At 36.3% G+C, this 21,080-nt stretch carries 14 protein-coding genes; all 14 read left to right on the top strand.

Annotated elements, in window-relative coordinates; all coding sequences use genetic code 11:
• Nucleotides 1–284 precede the first annotated feature (284 nt).
• The 14 genes from KHA98_RS14070 (at nt 285) to KHA98_RS14005 (ending at nt 21,078) form a co-directional block, all read left to right on the top strand.
• Nucleotides 285–3,341, top strand: coding sequence for a SusC/RagA family TonB-linked outer membrane protein (locus KHA98_RS14070; RefSeq protein ID WP_213258562.1), 3,057 nt, complete (start codon nt 285–287; stop codon nt 3,339–3,341).
• Nucleotides 3,342–3,372: 31 nt separating this feature from the next.
• The gene (locus tag KHA98_RS14065) at nt 3,373–4,935 is read left to right on the top strand and encodes a RagB/SusD family nutrient uptake outer membrane protein (protein WP_213258561.1); all 1,563 of its coding nucleotides are present in this window, start codon (nt 3,373–3,375) and stop codon (nt 4,933–4,935) included.
• 137 nt (nt 4,936–5,072) lie between these two features.
• Nucleotides 5,073–6,083: an arabinan endo-1,5-alpha-L-arabinosidase gene (locus tag KHA98_RS14060; RefSeq protein WP_213258560.1), complete on the top strand. Its 1,011-nt coding sequence runs from the start codon at nt 5,073–5,075 to the stop codon at nt 6,081–6,083.
• Between the two features lie 54 nt (nt 6,084–6,137).
• Entirely contained in the window at nt 6,138–7,685 is a 1,548-nt protein-coding gene (locus tag KHA98_RS14055) for an alpha-N-arabinofuranosidase (protein WP_213258559.1), read from the top strand.
• A gap of 12 nt (nt 7,686–7,697) precedes the next feature.
• Nucleotides 7,698–9,320, top strand: coding sequence for an arabinan endo-1,5-alpha-L-arabinosidase (locus KHA98_RS14050; protein WP_213258558.1), 1,623 nt, complete (start codon nt 7,698–7,700; stop codon nt 9,318–9,320).
• 170 nt (nt 9,321–9,490) lie between these two features.
• The gene (locus KHA98_RS14045; RefSeq protein WP_213258771.1) at nt 9,491–10,435 is read left to right on the top strand and encodes a glycoside hydrolase family 43 protein; all 945 of its coding nucleotides are present in this window, start codon (nt 9,491–9,493) and stop codon (nt 10,433–10,435) included.
• A 147-nt stretch (nt 10,436–10,582) separates the two neighbouring features.
• Nucleotides 10,583–11,521: an arabinan endo-1,5-alpha-L-arabinosidase gene (locus KHA98_RS14040; protein ID WP_213258557.1), complete on the top strand. Its 939-nt coding sequence runs from the start codon at nt 10,583–10,585 to the stop codon at nt 11,519–11,521.
• Between the two features lie 12 nt (nt 11,522–11,533).
• Nucleotides 11,534–13,513, top strand: a complete 1,980-nt coding sequence (locus tag KHA98_RS14035; protein WP_246522345.1) for a glycoside hydrolase family 127 protein — start codon at nt 11,534–11,536, stop codon at nt 13,511–13,513.
• Nucleotides 13,514–13,554: 41 nt separating this feature from the next.
• Entirely contained in the window at nt 13,555–14,670 is a 1,116-nt protein-coding gene (locus KHA98_RS14030; protein ID WP_213258556.1) for a glycoside hydrolase family 43 protein, read from the top strand.
• A 314-nt stretch (nt 14,671–14,984) separates the two neighbouring features.
• Nucleotides 14,985–16,676: a ribulokinase gene (locus KHA98_RS14025; RefSeq protein ID WP_213258555.1), complete on the top strand. Its 1,692-nt coding sequence runs from the start codon at nt 14,985–14,987 to the stop codon at nt 16,674–16,676.
• Nucleotides 16,660–17,361 (top strand): L-ribulose-5-phosphate 4-epimerase, encoded by a 702-nt coding sequence (locus KHA98_RS14020; RefSeq protein ID WP_213258554.1) that lies wholly within the window; start codon nt 16,660–16,662, stop codon nt 17,359–17,361. Before KHA98_RS14025 ends, KHA98_RS14020 begins: the two co-directional genes overlap by 17 nt.
• A gap of 141 nt (nt 17,362–17,502) precedes the next feature.
• The gene (gene araA, locus KHA98_RS14015; protein WP_213258553.1) at nt 17,503–19,011 is read left to right on the top strand and encodes an L-arabinose isomerase; all 1,509 of its coding nucleotides are present in this window, start codon (nt 17,503–17,505) and stop codon (nt 19,009–19,011) included.
• A gap of 101 nt (nt 19,012–19,112) precedes the next feature.
• Entirely contained in the window at nt 19,113–20,297 is a 1,185-nt protein-coding gene (locus KHA98_RS14010) for an aldose epimerase family protein (protein WP_213258552.1), read from the top strand.
• A gap of 157 nt (nt 20,298–20,454) precedes the next feature.
• Nucleotides 20,455–21,078 carry a hypothetical protein gene (locus KHA98_RS14005; RefSeq protein WP_213258551.1) on the top strand — a complete coding sequence of 208 codons (624 nt, stop codon included), beginning with the start codon at nt 20,455–20,457 and terminating at the stop codon, nt 21,076–21,078.
• The last annotated feature ends 2 nt before the right edge of the window (nt 21,079–21,080 follow it).

The raw sequence follows: 21,080 nt of genomic DNA, 5'->3' as shown, positions 1-21,080 counted from the left end.
ATAAAACAGTCGATTTGTTATTTTTTTTCCTCTTTTAAATTTTGAGTAAAAAGCTGGTTTTTGATTAAAAGTGTAGATTTTACACAAATAACTTAATAAAAAAACCTTTTTTTTGAAAATAACCTCAAATTATTAATGTATTTTTCACACTTAATTTATGATATGTATTTTTTTGAGTACTTTTTTTTGTGATTTTAATTTGTTTTTAAGCTTTTTTTTTATTTAAATTTACAAATGTAAAATTAACACTTATAACTTTGACTAACCAACTTAATTTAACCAATATGATAACAAACCAACGATTATTTTTTTATTGCAATTTTTTATTGCCAAAAAAAGAATGGCTTTTAGCATTACTTATGCTAATATTCTCTGCGAATCAAATGTCGGCTCAAGGCAAAGTGATTAGCGGAGTTGTTACTTCGGCACAAGATAAACTGCCTTTGCCGGGTGTGAATATTATGATAAAGGGAACCAAAACTGTTGCTACAAGCGGTTTTGATGGAGAATATTCGATTAAAGCATCTCCAAATGATGTTTTAGTTTTTTCATTTATAGGATTTCAGAATAAAGAAATAACAATAGGAAATCAGTCAAAAGTTGATGCAGTTTTAGGAGAAGATACCAACAAACTAAATGAAGTCGTAGTTATTGGTTACGGGACACAAAAGAAATCTGACTTAACAGGATCTGTAAGTGTTGTAAACATCGAATCGGCAAAAAAAACAGTAACGTATGATGCTGCAAAAATGCTTCAGGGTCAGGTTCCGGGAGTAACAGTACAATCGTCAGGAGAACCGGGAGGTTTTGTTAATATCAAAATTAGAGGAATAACTTCATTCAGTAATAATAATCCACTTTTTGTTATTGATGGTATTATGGTAGATGCACCTTATGACTTTGCACCGGGCGAAATTGAATCGATGCAGGTTTTAAAAGATGCTTCTTCGGCAGCAATTTATGGTGTACGTGGAGCTAATGGAGTTGTTATTATTACAACTAAAAAAGGTAAAGCCGGTAAAACGGATGTGAAATTTAAATCGATCGTAGGTCTTCAGAATGTAACTAAAAAATGGGATGTAACGGATCGTTTAGGCTACCAAAAAATTACCAGTGAAGCAGAAAGAAACAGAGATGTCAGAGCAGGTGTTCCGGTAAGTATTGCACCAGGAAATGATCCAACTAGTCCATCTTATATTACTGATGTAAATACAGACTGGCAGAAAGAGGCTTTACAAACAGGTGTTGTTCAAAACCAGGCGCTTACATTTACAGGTGGAGCAGAAAGTATAGCGTATAGTTTTAATGTTGATTATTTTAAGAACTCAAGTTATGTAAGAACACCTCAGGATTACGAAAGATTATCAACAAACCTGAACTTAAATGGTAAAAAAGGAAAGATAAAATACGGAGCAAAAATCGCTTACACACAATCTGACAAAGAGATTTTTAACGAATATAATACCGGACAAACGGTAATTAGTGATATTCTTAATGCGGTACCAACAATGCCGGTTTATGATGCAAACAGACTTGGTGGTTACGGTGGTACAGATAACCTTACGCAAAGAGCAATCTCGATGAATCCGATTGGATACAATAATTTGATTACCAACAACGGAAAAAGAAACCGTTTTATTGGCGATGTATGGGCAGAGATTGAAATCGTAAAAGGTCTTAAATATAAACTGGATGTAAGTTATGACAGAACCGATTGGGAAACCAGAAAATTTATGCCGCCAAGTGATTTAGGATGGTATTACATTACTACAAATGACGAAGCTTCATTGGATGTTGCTACCGGAAATGAATTAAGAACATTCCTGAATAATTTATTAACCTATGAAATTTCATTTGGGAAACATAAAATTGATGCTCTTGCCGGATGGATTCAGGAAAAAAGAGATCATCAGGATTACTGGATGAGAGGTGTGGGATACAAACCGGGAGAAATTCCAATGTTGCAGTTTGCAGATGCAAGAAACACTAACGAATATAAATATACCATCACCGGAATATCTTATATCACAAGATTAAATTATTCTTACGATGACAGATATTTATTGCAGGCTAATTTCAGACAAGATAAAACTTCTCTTTTTAGTGAAAAAAATAATTCAGCAAACTTTTACTCTTTTTCAGGAGGATGGAAAATCAGTAACGAAAAGTTTCTTCATTTACCAGCATGGGTAAGCAATATTAAACTTAGAGGAGGTTACGGTACATTGGGTAACAATACAATTCCGCAGTACTTCTTTGCTTCAACGGTAAACAGTTTTGCAGGTTATGATTTTAATAATGAGCTTGCTTCCGGAACAACCGTTGTAGCGGCACTTGACCCTAATGTAAAATGGGAAAAAACAACCAGTAAAAACATTGCATTGGAATTAGGATTTTTTGACAATGATTTACAATTTACAGGAGAATATTTCATTAAAAAATCAACTGATTTATTGTTAGGAGTTCCATTACCATTTTCAACAGGAGCTTTTCCTGCCAATATCACTACAAATGCAGGAGATATGCAAAATAGTGGTTTTGAGTTTACAGCTTCTTACAGCAACCACCATAATAAATTTAAATATGATATTTCTGGAAACGTAGGTACGCTTAAAAATGAAATTACAAAAATCGGCGTAAACGGAAATCCAATTTACGGAGCAGTATCAAAAACAGAAGTTGGAAGATCTGCAGGAGAACTTTTTGCATGGGAAGCGATTGGTATTTTTCAAAACGCGGCTGAGGTTGCAGCTTCGCCAACTCAAACTGGTGCAGCGCCTGGAGATGTGAAATTTAGAGATGTAAACAATGACGGAATTATTACTGATGCTGACAGAACTTTTCAGGGAGTAGCAATTCCTAAATATGGCTTTGGATTAAATTTTAGTGCTAGTTATGAAAATTTCGACTTCTCAATGTTCTGGCAAGGTGCAGGAGGAAATAAGGTATTTAATGCGATGTACCGCAATTTAATGGCCGGACAATACGGAAATCACAGTACAGACGAACTGAATTACTGGACTCCAACAAATACGAACACTAATATTCCGGCTCCGGTTATTGGTGATCCAAACGGAAACAGCAGAGATTCTAACAGATTTATTGAAAGCGGTGATTATGTGAGATTGCAAACAATGGAAGTAGGTTTCAATATTCCGTTGAAAGATAAATTTATCCAAAAAGCAAGAGTATATCTTAACGGACAAAACCTTTGGACGATTACAAAATATACAGGTTACGATCCTGATTTTACAAGCGACGGATTAATATCAAGAGGATATGATGCAGGATCTTTCCCAAATCCAAGAACAATTTCTTTGGGAGTAGAAGTAAATTTCTAAATCTGGTTTAACCAATTAAAAAAGAATCACAATGAAACATAAAATATTTAACTATATAGCCGTTTTCTTTTCACTAGCGTTGGTAACAACAAGTTGTGTAGATAACGAAGATTTGACGCAACTTGACCCAAACAATAATGCTGTTGACAGTTTCTGGAAAACAGATGAAGACGCACTTGAAGGTGTAAATGCCGCTTACGGAAGTTTGTTAACAGACGGAACGTACATGAGAAGTACACCTTTGTTGCTTGATGCAAGATCAGATGATGCGCGTACTAATAGTCCGTGGGGTTCCATGTACAATGCAGGTCACTTTAACTCCAATGTAGCCGATGCCTCAATTTATGGATGGGCTTACGAAACCTATTATCAGGGAGTTTATCGTGCCAATCAGGTTCTTACAAATGTTCCTGGAATTGATTTTGAAGATGCAGCACTTAAAAATAGAATCTTAGGACAGGCTTATTTTTTAAGAGGATTGTATTTATTTCATGCTGTAAACATGTTTAAAAACGTACCTCTGCCAACAGAACTAGCAGTTTATTATCCGCAAAAAACACAGGCAGAAGGATGGGCTCAGGTTATTGCCGATTTTAAAGCAGCAGCTGAATTATTGCCAAATTCTTATAGCGGAATTTCAGGATTAGATTCCAACCAAAAAGGACGTGCTACAAAAGGAGCAGCTTTAGGATATTTAGGAAAAACATATTTGTTTATAAAAGACTTTGCAAACGCAAAAGCAACCTTTAGACAAGTTATAGATTCAGGAGTTTACTCTTTGGTTTCCAATTACCGTGACAATTTTACTACTGCTAATGAAAACAACTCTGAATCTCTTTTTGAGGTACAATTTAGCAGAGATGCCGGTGGTGTAGATTTAGGTTGGGGCGGTGCTCCGGCTTCAGGCTGGGGGAAAACATCTGCGCGTGCTATTACTTATGCACCAAGAGCTTTTGGATGGACAGATGTGCAGCCTTCATGGGCATTATTTAATGAATTTAAAGAAGAAAAAACAAAAACAGGAGAAGATGATCCGCGTTTAGAAGCAACTATTTTCTACAACAAACCAGGCGGGATGCAATTATACGGGAAAGATTTTGCGACTTTTTATGCAGCAAGTCCGGCAGATCTAAACGACATATTCTGCAGAAAATACCAAAATTCAGATGGTCAGTTTGCAGATGAATACGATTGGCGTTCAGGAATTAATGAGCGTTTGTTAAGATATGCAGATGTTCTTTTAATGTATGCCGAATGTTTAAACGAAACAGGAGATACTCCGGGTGCTTACACTTACATTCAAATGGTTAGAAACAGAGTAAACCTGCCAGATTTAGCAACCACAAAACCAGGATTGAGCCAGGACCAGATGAGAGAACAAATAGGTCACGAAAGATTCTTAGAGTTCCCGCTTGAAGGACACCGTTTTGATGATATTCGTCGTTGGGGATGGCTTGACAACCCAACTAAATTAGCTTGGTTGAAAGCAAGAGATGCAGAGTTTAACTCTTATACAAAAGGAAGAGAATATTATCCAATTCCGCAATTAGAAATGGACAATAATCCCGGAACAATCCAAAATGACAGTTATTAAGAATATTTATTTGAGTTAGTTTGAAAACATAATATCATATGGCAGATAAAAAAAAATCCGTCATGTGATATTATGTTAAAAAAAGAATGAGGTTATAGAACAAGTATTATTTAAACATTCACTAAAAATTAGAACAAATGAAAACAATTACAAGTTTGGTTTTATTAGCAGTATTATTAGGAAGTTGTCAGAATGAAGATACTATAATCCCTTCGAATGATGAGGTTGTCGCAGTTGCAGAAACTCAAAATTCTCAGGTAACAAATTTAACAGCAAAAACAGTGAGCGGAAATGTTCCGTCACACGACCCAAGTACCATTGTAAAAAGCGGCGTAAACTATTATGTTTTTACAACAGGTGATAATATCCCAATGACTTATTCAACAAATTTGACCAGCTGGACATGGGGAACATCAGTATTCTCATCAACACCAGGCTGGATTACAGGATATGTTCCGGGATTTGTTAAAACCTTCTGGGCTCCAGATGTGGCTTGGTTTAATAACAGATGGAATATGTATTATTCTTGCTCAACATTTGGTTCGGCAACATCAGCAATCGGATTGGTTACAACACCAGCCATTTCGCAAAGCGCAGGAACAACCTGGACAGATAGAGGCGTTGTAGTTTCTTCTTCAAGCGCTTCAGATGTAAATGCGATTGATCCTTCTATTTTAGTAGACGGAAGTAATGTGTATATGGCTTATGGTTCGTGGCATGCAGGAATTGGAGTAATTCAAATTAATCCTTCAACTGGAAAAACCACCGGAAGTAAAACTATAGTAGCAGGCGGAAACAGTGCTTCATGGGAAGCTCCTTGTTTAATAAAAGAAGGAAGTTATTATTATATGTTCGTAAACAGAGGGACTTGCTGCAATGGCGTAAACAGTACGTATTATATTGTAGTGGGAAGATCAACAAGTCCGTTTGGACCTTTTGTTGACAAAAACGGAGTGGCACTGACCAATAATGGCGGTACAACTGTTTTAGCAACTCAGGGAAATTATATAGGCCCGGGGCATTTATCAAGAATTACCGGAACTCAAAAAGGAGCCGTTCATTATTATGACGGAGCCGACAGTGGAAATCCAAAAATGGAAATCGTATATTTTACATGGTCATCAGGATGGCCAACATTATCATATTAAAAACTAAAAATTCAGAGGGAAGTCTCCGGGCTTTCCTCTACAATAAAAACCACTATGAAAAAAGCACTTTTAATCACCTTTCTTATTACCCTTTGTAATCAGGTTAGTTTTGCCCAAAATCAAACCACAGTTGTAACCTTAAAAAATACTGCCGATGCACCAACAATCAACAAAAACATTTATGGGCATTTTGCAGAACATTTAGGTCGCTGTATTTACGGAGGATTTTTTGTGGGAGATACTTCAAAAATACCTAATACAAAAGGAGTTCGAAATGATATTATCGCTGCTTTAAAAGAGTTGAAAATTCCAAACTTAAGATGGCCTGGAGGTTGTTTTGCGGATACCTACCACTGGAAAGACGGAATTGGACCGCAGGAACAAAGACCAACTATTGTAAACAAATGGTGGGGCGGTACAACAGAAGACAACAGTTTTGGAACACATGATTTCCTTAATTTATGTGAAGTTCTTGGAGCTGAACCCTATTTATCAGGAAATGTTGGTAGCGGAACCGTTCAGGAATTAGCAGATTGGGTGCAGTACACCAATTTTGGAGGGAAAAGCCCAATGAGTGATTTGCGCCAAAAAAACGGAAGAAAAGAGCCTTGGAAAGTAAAATACTGGGGTGTTGGAAATGAAGCATGGGGATGTGGTGGAAATATGACAGCCGAATATTATGCAGGAGAATACCGAAAATTTGCCACGTTTATGTCTGATTGGGAAAATACTGGCGGACTTACAAGAATTGCTTCCGGTTCAAATAGTGCCGATTATAACTGGACAGAAGTTTTAATGAAAAATATTCCGCTAAACATGTTAGGCGGAGTTGGAGTACATCATTATGCTGTAATCGATTGGGGTAAAAAAGGAGACGACAGAGATTTTACCGAAGAAGGATATTTCAAAACTATGCAGTCAGCCTTAAAAATGGAAGAGCTTGTAACCAAGCATTCTGCGATAATGGATAAATACGATCCGGAGAAAAAAGTAGCCATGATGGTAGACGAATGGGGAGGATGGTATGAAGTAGAAAAAGGAACAAATCCTGGATTTTTATACCAGCAAAATACAATGAGAGATGCCGTTTTAGCGGGAGCAACGCTAAATATTTTTAATAATCATGCAGATAGAGTTCGTATGGCAAACTTGGCTCAATGTGTGAATGTTTTACAAGCCGTAATCCTTACTGATAAAGCAAAAATGATTACAACGCCAACCTATCATGTAATGAAAATGTACGCTGTACATCAAGATGCTAAATTATTGCCAGTAAGTTTTCAATCGCCATTATATACTTTTAATGGAGAAACACTTCCTGCAGTATCAGCATCAGCTTCAAAAGACAAAAGCGGTGCAGTTCATATTTCATTAGTGAACGTAGACGCAAAAAACAAAAACAAAATCGAAATTGATGTAAAAGACTTAGGTGTGAAAAACTTCACAGCAACTGTAATTACATCTTCTAAATTACAAGATTACAATTCTTTCGATACACCAAACAAAATTGTTCCGACAGTTTTTAAAGGATTCGAAAACAAAAAAGGAAAACTTGAAATTACAATTCCTCCTTTCTCAGTTGTTGTTTTAGAAGGAAAATAAAAAGAGAAAAACATGAAAAAATCAAATTCCATTCTAAAAATGGTTCCGTACATAGGGCTTTTTTTAGGCATGTTATTAGTCTTCGGCTGTTCCAGTGACAGTCCGGATGCACCTGTAACTCCAGATCCGGATCCAGTTCCGCCAGTTGTGGTTACACCGGCATTTCCGGGGCCAACATATGCAGATAATTATACTTCAATTTCATCTTGGGGAAACAGAACACAATGGAATTTGGCTAACGTGCACGATCCGTCGGTAGAGAAATCTGGAGAGTATTATTATATGTACCAAACCGATGCATCCTATGGAAATGCGCATGAAGGCAACGGACATTTTTTCTACAGAAGATCAAAAGATTTAATCAATTGGGAATTCATGGGAGCGTCAATGACTCAGGCTCCGGCTTGGGTAAAAGATTCTTTAAATAATAAAAGAGCGAGAATGAGTCCGGCACTTCCTCCGATAGAAAATCCAAATTACGGATTTTGGGCACCGTGTGTTCGTAAAGTGGGAAATGTTTTTAGAATGTATTACAGTATTGTGGTTACAAATCCAATTGTTGGACCAGATACTAATACTTCTTGGACAGAACGCGCTTTTATCGGTTTGGCAGAAACGACAGATTTGGCTTCAAACAATTGGGTTGACAAAGGAATGGTAGTTTGTTCTGAACCAGACGGCGTAAAAAGTTATGTGAGAAATGGAGGAAACGATTGGGATGCTTATTTCAAATTTAACGCCATTGATCCGAGTTTTATTCAGACTCCTGAAGGTGATCAATATTTGATTTATGGTTCATGGCATTCTGGGATTGCAGCTTTAAAATTAAATCCAACAACTGGAAAACCGGATAAATTAAAGACAATAGACGATTACGGAACACGAATTGCCGGTCGCGGAAACATCAGTACAAACCGTTGGCAAGCGCTTGAAGGACCAGAAATCATGTACAATCCGGATACACAGTATTACTATTTGTTTTTAGCCTATGATGAATTATCAGTTGCTTATAATACACGCGTAGCACGTTCAAAAAGTATTTTAGGACCATATCAGACTATCAGCGGAAGCAGTATTACAAACGGTGCCGAATGTTTTCCAATGGTTACACATCCGTATCAATTTAAAAATCATACAGGTTGGGTTGGATTCTCGCATTGTGCTGTTTTTCAAAACCCGGAAACAAAACAATGGTATTATGCCTCGCAGGCGCGTTTGCCTGAAGGTGTTGCCGGAATTGCAGCTTCAAATGCCGTAATGATGGGACACGTTCGCGCCATTCAGTGGACAGAAGATGGCTGGCCTGTAGTAGAAGCAGAACGTTATGCAGGAGTACCAGCAACAACAATTTCTGATGCTAGTTTCGTAGGAACTTGGGAACAAATCACAATGAACTATCAATACAAAACCATGCAGAAATCCGGAACAATCAACCTGACTGCTGATAAAAAAGTAAGCGGTGACGTAACAGGAACCTGGTCGTATGACAGTACCAAAAAAATCCTGACGGTAAATGGAGTAAAATGTAATGTATCAGATTCTTGGGATTGGGAACTGGCAACCAGAAAAGTAACCTTGAGTTATTCTGGTTATAACGCTGCTGGATTACCGGTTTGGGGCAAGAAAATAAACTAAAAAAATCCATTTTTTTAAAATCCAAATTCCAAGCATTAGGAATTAAAAATAAAATCTGCGCAATCTGCTAAATCTGCGAGAAAAAAAATAGCCACGAATTCACGAATTATAATTTGTTAAAATTCGTGATCCCGATATCTATCGGGAGTGGCAAAAAAAAAACAGCAATGATGAAAAACCTATTTACAAGCCTATCCGTTTTGCTTTTATCGATTGCAGCAACTGCGCAATCGGTAAAATTCAATAACCCAATTATCAAAGATCAATATACTGGAGATCCAGCTGCATTGGTTTACAAAGACAAAGTGTATTTGTACGCAGGTCATGACGAAGCGCCAAACGATTTTAATTTTTATAAAATGAATGAATGGGTCGTATATTCTTCATCAGACATGAAAAAATGGGAATCGCATCCCGTGCCTTTAAAAGTAACCGATTTTAAATGGGCAAAAAGTGATGCCTGGGCTTCGCAAGTAATAGAAAGAAACGGAAAATTTTATTGGTACGTAACAGTTGAACATGGTACAGTTCCCGGAAAATCCATTGGAGTTGCTGTAGCAGATAATCCGCTTGGGCCTTTTAAAGATGCATTAGGAAAAGCATTAATCACCAACGATATGACCAAATTTAGCGATATAAGCTGGGACGATATCGACCCGACAGTTTTTATCGATATTGATGGACAAGCTTATTTATTTTGGGGAAATACCGCCTGTCATTATGCTAAATTAAAAGAAAACATGACGGAAATAGAAGGCGAAATTCATCATATAAAATTGCCAAATTTCACCGAAGCCCCTTGGATTCACAAACATAACGGATGGTATTATTTATCATATGCTTATGAATTTCCTGAAAAAATTGCCTACGCGATGAGCAAATCAATCACAGGACCTTGGGAATTTAAAGGAATTTTGAATGAATTAGCAGGAAACAGCAATACGAATCATCAATCGATAATTGATTTTAAAGGACAATCGTATTTCATATATCACAATGGCGCATCAATTCCACATGGAGGAAGTTTTAGAAGATCGGTTTGCGTAGACAAATTATTTTATAACAAAGACGGAACAATGAAATGTGTTGTTATGACATCTGAAGGAATTCAATAGTTCTCAGTCGCTCCCGATAGCTATCGGGATCAGTTTCAAGCATTCTTATATGTTCTAAAAAAGTTTTAGTTGAGGTTTGAACTTAAATTTACTTATATCACTTATATGGTTTACAAAAACATAAAATATGCAATTTCAATTTTTCTAATGCTCATAACTTCAGTGGTTATGGCGCAGGAAATTGTCGTGCATGATCCTGTGGTTATCAAACAGAAAGATACCTATTATTTGTATTGCACAGGAAACGGAATCAGTGTTTTCAGTTCAAAAGATTTAAAAAAATGGGACAAACAACCACAGGTTTTTGCAGACAAACCCGTTTGGGCAGATGGTGTTGCAGCCGATTTCAAAAACCATATTTGGGCGCCAGATATTTCATTTCATAATAATGTTTATTATCTGTATTATTCAGTTTCCGCTTTCGCTAAAAATACTTCGGCAATTGGAGTAGCGACGAATACAACTTTAGACCCAAAAGACAAAAATTACAAATGGGTCGATCAAGGAATTGTCATTCAATCACAGCCAAATCGTGATATGTGGAATGCCATTGATCCGAATTTAGTTTTTGACGAAAATAACACACCTTGGCTTTCTTTCGGTTCTTTTTGGGAAGGATTGAAATTGGTAAAATTGAATTCTGATTTAAAGTCGATTGCAGAACCTCAGGAGTGGCATACGATTTCAAAACGCAAAAGAACTTTCGAATTAGCCGATTCTGACCCGGGAGATGGTGCACTTGAAGCTCCTTTTATCTTCAAGAAAAACGGTTATTACTACCAATTTCTTTCTTGGGATTTATGCTGTCGCGGAGAAAAAAGCACTTATAAAGTTGTTGTTGGAAGATCTAAAAATGTGACGGGACCTTATTTGGATAAAGATGGAAAATCATTAAATGAAGGCGGAGGAAGTTTAGTCGTTCAAGGTGATGAAAACTATTTCGGAGTAGGACATAACAGCGCTTATACTTTCGACGGAAAAGATTTTATGTTTTACCACGCTTACGAAAAGAAAACCAACGGAACGCCAAAATTAGTAGTTCGAGAAATGCAATGGGACGCCGATTTGTGGCCTGTTTTAAAATAGAATACGAGAATAATGATGAAATACAACTTACCAATTTTAACGATTTTCATGTCATTTCTGTTTTTGGCTTCCTGTAAAGAGACCAAAAACAATGTCGTGCAGAATAAGACATCCGTTTTAAAAGCAGGTTATGAAATCGAACCAGTGAACATTCAAAATGTAAAACTAACCGATTCTTTTTGGCTTCCAATTATTAAAAGAGTGCAGGAAGTAACGATCGAATATGCGATTAAAAAATGTGATGAAGAAGGCCGTTTTGAGAATTTTTTAGTTGCGGGAAAACAAAAAACGGGAACAACAAGAGGTGATATGCCTTTTGATGATACGGATGTTTATAAAATTATTGAAGGCGCTTCGAATACTTTAATTAGTGCTCCAAATCCGAAATTGGAAAGAGTTTTGGATTCTATGATTGCCATTGTAAAAATTGGTCAAGAACCAGACGGATATATTACCACTTGGAGAACGATAAATCCAGCAAAACCGCCAGCACCTTGGGTTCCTGTAATTGAAGGAAAACGTTGGGAATCGTTGCAGATTAGCCATGAATTGTATAATCCTGGGCATTTAATTGAGGCCGCAATCGTACATTACGAAGCAACAGGAAAGACCAATTTTCTAGATATTGCCATAAAAGCGGCAGACATGCTGGTGCGAACTTTTGGAGATAATCCAGAGCAGGTAAAAGGTGTTCCGGGGCATCAGATTGTAGAAACGGGTTTAATCAAATTGTACCAGATTACAGGAAAAGAAGAGTATCTGAAATTGGCAAAATACTATTTGGACAATCGCGGAAATCCTAACAATCATAAATTGTATGGCGAATATGCTCAAGATCATATCCCTGTAATTCAGCAAAAAGAAGCTGTAGGACACGCCGTTCGTGCGGTTTATATGTACGCTGGGATGACTGATATTGTGGCAATGACCAAAGATAAAGCTTATGAAAATGCCGTAAATAATTTATGGAATAATATGGTGAACAAAAAAATGTACATCACAGGTGGAATCGGATCAAGACATGATGGGGAAGCTTTTGGAGTAAATTACGAATTGCCAAATCTAACCGCTTACAATGAAACTTGTGCCGCAATTGGTGATGTCTATTGGAATCATAGATTGCATAATTTATATGGAAAATCAGAATATTTTGATATTATCGAAAGAACGATGTACAACGGGTTAATTTCAGGAATTTCGCTTGACGGAAAACAATTTTTTTATCCAAATGCCTTAGAAGCCGATGGCGTTTATAAATCAAACAGAGGATCTTGCACGCGTCAGGCTTGGTTTGATTGTTCCTGTTGTCCAACTAATTTGATTCGTTTTATACCCTCAATTCCGGGATTGATTTATTCGAAAACAAATGATGTTTTATACGTAAATTTATATGCCTCAAACAATGCCTCTTTTAAACTAGGAAAAACAGACTTACAGATTGCACAACAAACGGGATATCCGTGGAACGGTAAAGTTGGAATCTCGGTTAATCCAAAAAAAGAAGGCAAATTCACAATTAAACTACGCGTTCCTGGCTGGGCAAGAAACGAAGTCCTTCCTGGAGATTTATACACCTATAAAAAGGCTTCAACTCAAAAACCTACGATTACAATAAACGGAGAAGCTGTAGCAATTCAGCCTGAAAATGGTTATTTCAATGTAATAAGAACTTGGAAAAAAGGAGACAAAATCGCACTTAATTTCCCAATGGAAGTTCAGGAAGTTGAAACCAATTCGAAAGTCGAAACCAATAAAAACAAAGTGTCTTTAGAGTACGGTCCATTGGTTTATGCGGTTGAAGAAATTGACAACAAAACCAATTTTGATAAAATCGATATTTCATCTTCAGATACTTTTAAAGTAAAAAAAGAAGAAAATTTATTACAAGGCGTAAATGTAATCGAAAACTCAAAATTCAAGGCCATTCCATATTATTCCTGGTCAAATCGAGGCGTTGGAAAAATGAAAGTGTGGATTGATTTTAAAAATTGAATTCCTCACCAATAAATGAAATGTAAATAAACAAAAATAACATGCAAATAAACGTATTAAAAAATTGGGCACTTTCAGCCGTTGTTTTTATAAGTGTTTCATCTTGTACAGATAAAAAGGCAGAAAAAGAACTGTCTAAAAAAGAAGTGACTACTACAAAAACAACCTTAACAAACAAACCTATTGTGTTGCAAAGAGCAGATCCTTTTATCTACAAGCATACAGATGGGTATTATTATTTTACAGGATCGGTACCAACCTACGACGCTATAGAGTTAAGACGTGCAAAATCTATTGATGAACTTCAAAATGCAGAAACCTTTAGAGTATGGGAAAAACATAAAAGCGGACCAATGAGCCGTCATGTCTGGGCTCCTGAAATTCATTATTTAGATGGAAAATGGTACGTGTATTTTGCAGCAAGCCAGGAAGACGATATCTGGAAATTAAGACCTTATGTTTTGCAGTGCACAGGTCAGGATCCTTTACATGACAAGTGGATTGAACTTGGACAAATGCAGGCGGCTGACGCAGATCCAAAAAGTTTTACCGATTTTTCTCTGGACGGAACTGTATTTGAGCATAAAAATAAACGCTATTTCTGTTGGGCAGAAAAAACAGGCGGACAATTCGCGGCTTCTAATTTGTATTTAGCCGAAATGGAATCGCCCGTAAAACTAAAAACAGTTCAATTCATGCTAACAACTCCCGATTATGATTGGGAACGCATCGGTTTTTGGGTAAATGAAGGTCCAGCGGTTCTTAAAAATAAAGGAAAAATTTACATTACTTTTTCGGCAAGTGCGACTGGTTCTTGTTATAGTATGGGAATGATGGAAGCAGATGAAAATGCTGATTTACTAGATAGAAATTCCTGGAAAAAATCCAGATATCCAGTATTAAAAACCAACGAAGCAAAACATATTTACGGGCCGGGCCATAACTCATTTACAGTAGATGAAAACGGAGAACCGTTAGTAATTTATCATGCAAGAGATTACGAAAAAGCGGTTGGTGATCCAAAAGTTGTGCCTGCGACAGATAAAAGACCGTTGAAAGAAATTATTGAAGATCCGTTATATGATCCTAATCGTCATGCGAGAATGATGAAATTAAAATTTGATAAAAATGGTACGCCAATATTTGAATTTAACTAAAAATTCCAAATAGTAATAGCGAAAAATCATTTGCAATACCAACTAAAATTAGCCCAAGAGAAAGCGATTTTAAAGTGAGTGGAAGTTAGGTTCAATATGATTTTCCGGCTTATTCTGTAACCGTGTTAAAAATTAAGTTGAAATAATCGCAACACAATAAATGTAACATTGACATTTATTTTTTGTTTTGATATTAAACTGCTGTTTTGATGCATTATTTGTAAAAATTCAGGAGTGTATTTTTATTAAGTGTTTTTTATACACTTATAAAATATTTATATTTATCTTTGTCATTATTATAAAATAAATTTCTGATGAAAAATTACGTAATAGGATTGGACTATGGAACAGATTCTGTTCGAGCGGTGCTAATAGACACTGAAAATGGGCAAGAGTTGGCATCCAATGTTTCTCATTATAAAAGATGGAAAAACAAGCAATATTGCGATGCATCGATAAATCAGTTTCGTCAGCATCCTTTAGATCATATAGAAGGTTTAGAAATTACAATTCAAACCGTTGTTAAAGAAAGCAAAGTTGATCCGTCATTGGTTCGCGGAATCTGTATCGATACAACAGGATCTTCTCCGGTTCCCGTTACAAAAGACGGAACGCCATTAGCATTGACAAAAGGTTTTGAAGAAAATCCAAATGCGATGATGGTTTTATGGAAAGATCACACCTCTATAAATGAAGCAAACGAAATCAATGAACTGGCAGTAAGCTGGGGCGGAGAAGACGTGACAAAATACGTTGGAGGAATTTATTCTTCGGAATGGTTTTGGGCCAAAATCCTTCACATTGCAAGACAAGACGAAGCGGTTAGAAATGCAACATACACCTGGATGGAACACTGCGATTTAATGACATATTTATTGATCGAAGATAAAGATTTAAAAACGTTCAAAAGAAGCCGTTGCGCAGCAGGTCACAAAGCAATGTGGCATGCAGACTGGAACGGACTTCCGCCAGTTGAATTTTTAGAAAAATTGCATCCGTATTTAGCGACTTTACGTGGTAATTTATACGATGAGACCTATACATCAGATTTAGTTGCCGGAAATTTAAGCCAAGAATGGGCAGATCGTTTAGGGCTTTCAACAGAAACAGTAATTGCGGTTGGAACTTTCGACGCGCATTCAGGAGCAGTTGGAGCTAAGATCGAAGAGAATACTTTAGTTCGCGTTATGGGAACTTCAACCTGCGATATTTTGGTTGGTTCTTATGATGAAGTGGGAACAAAAACCGTTCGCGGTATCTGCGGTCAAGTTGACGGATCTGTAATTCCAGGTTTTATTGGTCTGGAAGCAGGACAATCTGCATTTGGAGATTTATTGGCTTGGTACAAAGAATTACTAATGTGGCCGACAGAACATTTATTAGGAACTTCATCTCTTTTAAATGAAACTCAAAAAGAACAATTAAGAGAAGAGTTCAGCGATAAATTAATTGTTGAATTAACGAAAGAAGCAGCCAAAATTCCAGTTTCCGAAAGTCTTCCAATTGCTTTGGATTGGATTAATGGTAGAAGAACTCCAGATGCCAATCAGGAAGTAAAAAGCGCGATTTCAAATCTTTCTTTAGGTACAAAAGCACCTCATATTTTTAAAGCTTTAGTAAACGCAATCTGTTTTGGAGCGAAGAAAATAGTAGATCGTTTTGAAGAAGAAGGAGTGAAAATCGACAGCGTAATCGGAATCGGTGGTGTTGCTCGTAAATCGCCTTTCATCATGCAGACTTTGGCTAACGTTTTAAACAAGCCAATTAAAGTGGCAGCTTCAGACCAAACTCCTGCTTTAGGCGCAGCAATTTATGCAGCAGTTGCAGCCGGAATTTATCCAAACGTAATCGAAGCAAGCCAAAAAATCGGAAGTGATTTTGACGGAGAATATTTTCCTCAATTAGATAAAGTTGCCGCTTATAATAAACTCCTTATTGCTTATGAGCAACTAAGCGCTTTTGCAGATCCAACCATTAAAATTTCGCAAAATGAGTTCTCTTTATAAAGATTTAAAACAGGAATGTTACGAAGCCAATATGCAGTTAAATGCATTGAATCTGGTTGTGTATACATTCGGGAATGTAAGCGCTGTGGACAGAAAAAATGGTGTGTTTGCGATTAAACCAAGTGGTGTTCCTTACGAAGATTTAAAACCTGAAGATATCGTAATTGTCGATTTTGACAACAATGTTATCGAAGGAACAATGCGTCCGTCTTCTGACACAAAAACGCATGCTTATTTATATAAAAACTGGCCAAATATTGGTGGAGTGGCGCATACACATGCAACCTATTCTGTGGCTTGGGCACAAGCGCAGCAAGATATTCCGATTTTCGGAACAACGCATGCCGATCACTTAACAGCAGATATTCCGTGCGCGCCTCCAATGGCAGATTCTTTAATTGAAGGAAACTACGAACACAATACCGGAATTCAGATTTTGGATTGCTTCAAAGAAAAAAATCTTTCTTATGAAGAAGTAGAAATGATTTTAATTGGAAATCATGGTCCGTTTGCGTGGGGAAAAAATGCTGCAAAAGCGGTTTATAACAGTAAAGTTTTAGAAGTGGTAGCAGAAATGGCATACCTGACTTTACAAATAAACCCAAACGCACCAAGATTAAAAGATTCTTTAATAAAAAAACATTACAACCGTAAACACGGAAAAGATTCGTACTACGGACAATAGTTTTGTTTCAGGTTTTCTTTGTTTCAAGTTTCAAGTTGTTGGAACGTGAAACAAAGAAAACAAAAATAATAACATAACAATTCAAGTTTATAGATTCCAATAACGTGAAACCTGAAACTTGAAACAAAATAAACAAAAACAATGATAGACATTTCTCAAAAAGAAGTATGGTTTGTAGTAGGAAGCCAGGAATTATATGGTGAAGAAACACTTAGAAAAGTAGCAGAACATTCTCAGATAATTGCAAAAGGATTAGACGCTTCCTCTTCAATTCCGGTAAAAGTGGTTTATAAAGATGTAGTAAAATCTCCTTCGCAAATTTTAGATGTTTGTTTGGCTGCGAATTCAGCTAAAAACTGTATCGGAATTATTGCATGGATGCATACTTTCTCTCCAGCAAAAATGTGGATTGGCGGATTAAGCATTCTTAAAAAACCATTATGTCATTTACATACACAATACAATGCTGAAATTCCGTGGGGAAGTATCGATATGGATTTCATGAACCTGAATCAATCGGCGCACGGAGATCGTGAATTTGGTTTTATCATGTCTCGTTTGCGTAAAAAACGTAAAGTTGTAGTTGGACACTGGGAAGATCAAAGAGTTCAAAAACAATTGGGAATCTGGTCAAGAGTAGTTCTTGGATGGGATGAACTTCAAAACTTAAAAGTTGCTCGTATTGGCGACAATATGCGTGAAGTTGCCGTTACAGAAGGCGATAAAGTTGAGGCTCAAATTCGTTTCGGAATGTCGGTAAACGGATACGATTCTTCAGACGTTACCAAACATATCGAGAAAGTAACAGACAAACAATTAGCTGATTTATTAGCAGTTTATGAGTCTTCTTATAACTTAACTGATTCTTTAAAAGAAGGCGGAGCGCAAAGAAGTTCATTAGTTGAAGCAGCAAAAATCGAATTAGGATTAAGAGCTTTCCTTGAAGAAGGAGGATTTGGTGCTTTTACAGATACATTTGAAAACCTTGGCGTTTGGAAACAATTACCAGGAATCGCAACACAAAGATTAATGGCCGATGGTTATGGTTTTGGTGGAGAAGGAGACTGGAAAACCGCTGCAATGGTAAGAGCTTTAAAAGTAATGTGTATTGGTTTGGAAGGCGGAACTTCTTTCATGGAAGATTACACGTACCATTTCACACCACAAAAATCATATGTTTTAGGTTCTCACATGTTAGAAATCTGTCCATCAATCGCTGACGGAAAACCTTCTTGTGAAGTGCATCCATTAGGAATTGGAGGAAAAGAAGATCCGGCTCGTTTGGTATTCAATTCTCCTGCAGGTGATGCAATTAATGTTTCTTTGGTGGATATGGGAACTCGTTTCCGTTTGATCGTGAACGAAGTTGAAGCGGTGAAACCAATGGCAGAATTACCAAAACTTCCAGTTGCAAGAGTTTTATGGGATTGTAAACCAAATTTGGAAGTGGCAGCAACAGCCTGGATTTTAGCTGGTGGAGCACACCACACGGTTTACAGCCAATCAATCACAACAGAATACATGGAAGATTTCGCAGACATCGCAGGAATCGAATTGTTGGTTATTGATGAAAAAACTACAGTAAGAGATTTCAAAGATAAAATCAATGCCAACGAAGCTTATTTCCATTTGTTTCAACACGGACTTTAGTCTGAGATGCTAAGATTCTAAGTTGCTAAGGTTCTAAGTTTTTCTTATTTTTAGCTTTTACATCTAACATTTCACATTTCACAAAAAATAAATTATCAATTATGAATGTATTAAAACGTTGTGTTTTCGGCCTGAGTCTTTTGAGTTTGGCTGCGATTTCTGTTCAATGCAAAAACGATAAAAAAATGGATACCACTGCAGTTTCTTCGGATCAAAAAGCGAAGGTTACGATCGAAAAATCAGAATACGGAACAACCGCTAAAGGAGAAAAAGTCGAGAGTTATAAACTGAAAAACCAAAAAGGGATGGAAGTTGATATTATCACTTTTGGTGGAAGAATCACAGATTTAAAAGTGCCGAATAAAGAAGGTGTTTCAGAAAATGTAGTAATCGGATTTAGTAATTTGGCACAATACGAAAAAGAAAATCCCTTCTTCGGAGCTTTGATCGGAAGATACGGAAATCGAATTGCTAAAGGTAAATTTTCGCTTGACGGAAAAGAATATCAGTTAGCAATTAACAATGCTCCAAATGCTTTGCACGGAGGTCCGCAAGGATTTTTTAATGTAGTTTGGAAAGCCGATGAGGTTAAATCTGGTGAAACAGCTTCTTTAAAATTATCTTATTTGAGTAAAGATATGGAAGAAGGTTATCCGGGAAACTTAAAAGTAATTGTGACTTATACATTGACAAACAACAATCAGTTAGAAGTACTTTACGAAGCATCAACAGATAAAAAAACGGTTGTTAACTTGACGCAACATTCTTATTTCAATTTATCCGGAGATTTTACAAAAACAATCTTAGATCACGAATTGACTTTAAATGCAGATAAATTAGTTCCGGTTGATGCGACTTTAATTCCGACAGGAAAATTAGATGATGTTGCGGGAACTCCTTTCGATTTTAGAACGCCAAAATTAATTGGAAAAGATATTGCTGTTAAAAACGAGCAATTAGAAAGAGGAAAGGGTTACGACCATTGCTGGGTATTGAACAATCCTGAAAAAGGAAAAACAATCATTGCAAAAGTATACCACGCCGCAAGCGGAAGAGTAATGGAAATGACAACAGACGAACCTGGAATTCAGTTCTACTCTGGAAACTTCCTTGACGGAACATTGCCAATGCCAAACGGCGGAACTTTTGCACACAGAACAGGATTATGCCTGGAAACAGAACATTATCCGGATTCTCCGAACCAGAAAAATTTCCCAACAACGGTTTTAAACCCGGGAGAAAATTATAAAACTAAAACTACGTTTAAATTCTCTGTGCAGAAATAGTTTTAGCATCTGTTTATTAATTTAGTAATTTTCTAAAAACCTCGAAAGTTGTGGCTTTTGAGGTTTTTTTGTTTTAAAATGAAATTAATTCCCCTAGATTTATAAAACCTTAACTTAGCGAACTTAATTTCATTTTAGATAACTGAAAAATTGTAATATGAAAAGGAAAATTATTTATATTTTATTATCTCTTTTATTTCTTCAAAGCTGTGAAAATAAAGATAAAAGTAAGCAAGAGAAAAGTTCTATTGTTAAAGTAGATTCAGGCAAAAATTCAGATATATCTGATAATAGTCAGGAGCAAATTGAATTAGTCAAAAACTTCATGAAATGGTATATTAAAAATAGAGATGTATTGGGTAAATATGAAGTTGTTGGAGGAGGACAAATAGATACAAAAGAAAACGAAGAGGCTGAGAATTATTATGTAGATTTTAACGAAGCTGAAAAATATATTTTGGAATTGAAAAAAAGTGATTTTTTGACGGATAATCTTCTTAAAAACGAAGAAACATTGTTTTTAGAAGCAGACAAATATTATAAGGAAAATCCAGAAAATGATGGGCCACCTTATGGTTTTGATTATGATCATTTTTTTCTCACACAAGAAGCGTTTGAGGAAGATCTTTCAAATATCGATAAAAGTAAATATGTTGTAAATCAAAAGGATGAGTTTAATTCAGAGATTAAATTTGTTTTACCTATATCTGGAAGCTATAAGTATTCTTTAAAAAAGATAGGCGCAAAATGGTTTATTGAGAAAATAGAATCAGTACAATAATC

This window comes from Flavobacterium branchiicola, assembly GCF_018383905.1.
Lineage (GTDB): Bacteria > Bacteroidota > Bacteroidia > Flavobacteriales > Flavobacteriaceae > Flavobacterium > Flavobacterium branchiicola.
Note: the sequence above shows the minus strand (reverse complement) of the source record. Positions and strands in the feature narration are given on the sequence as shown.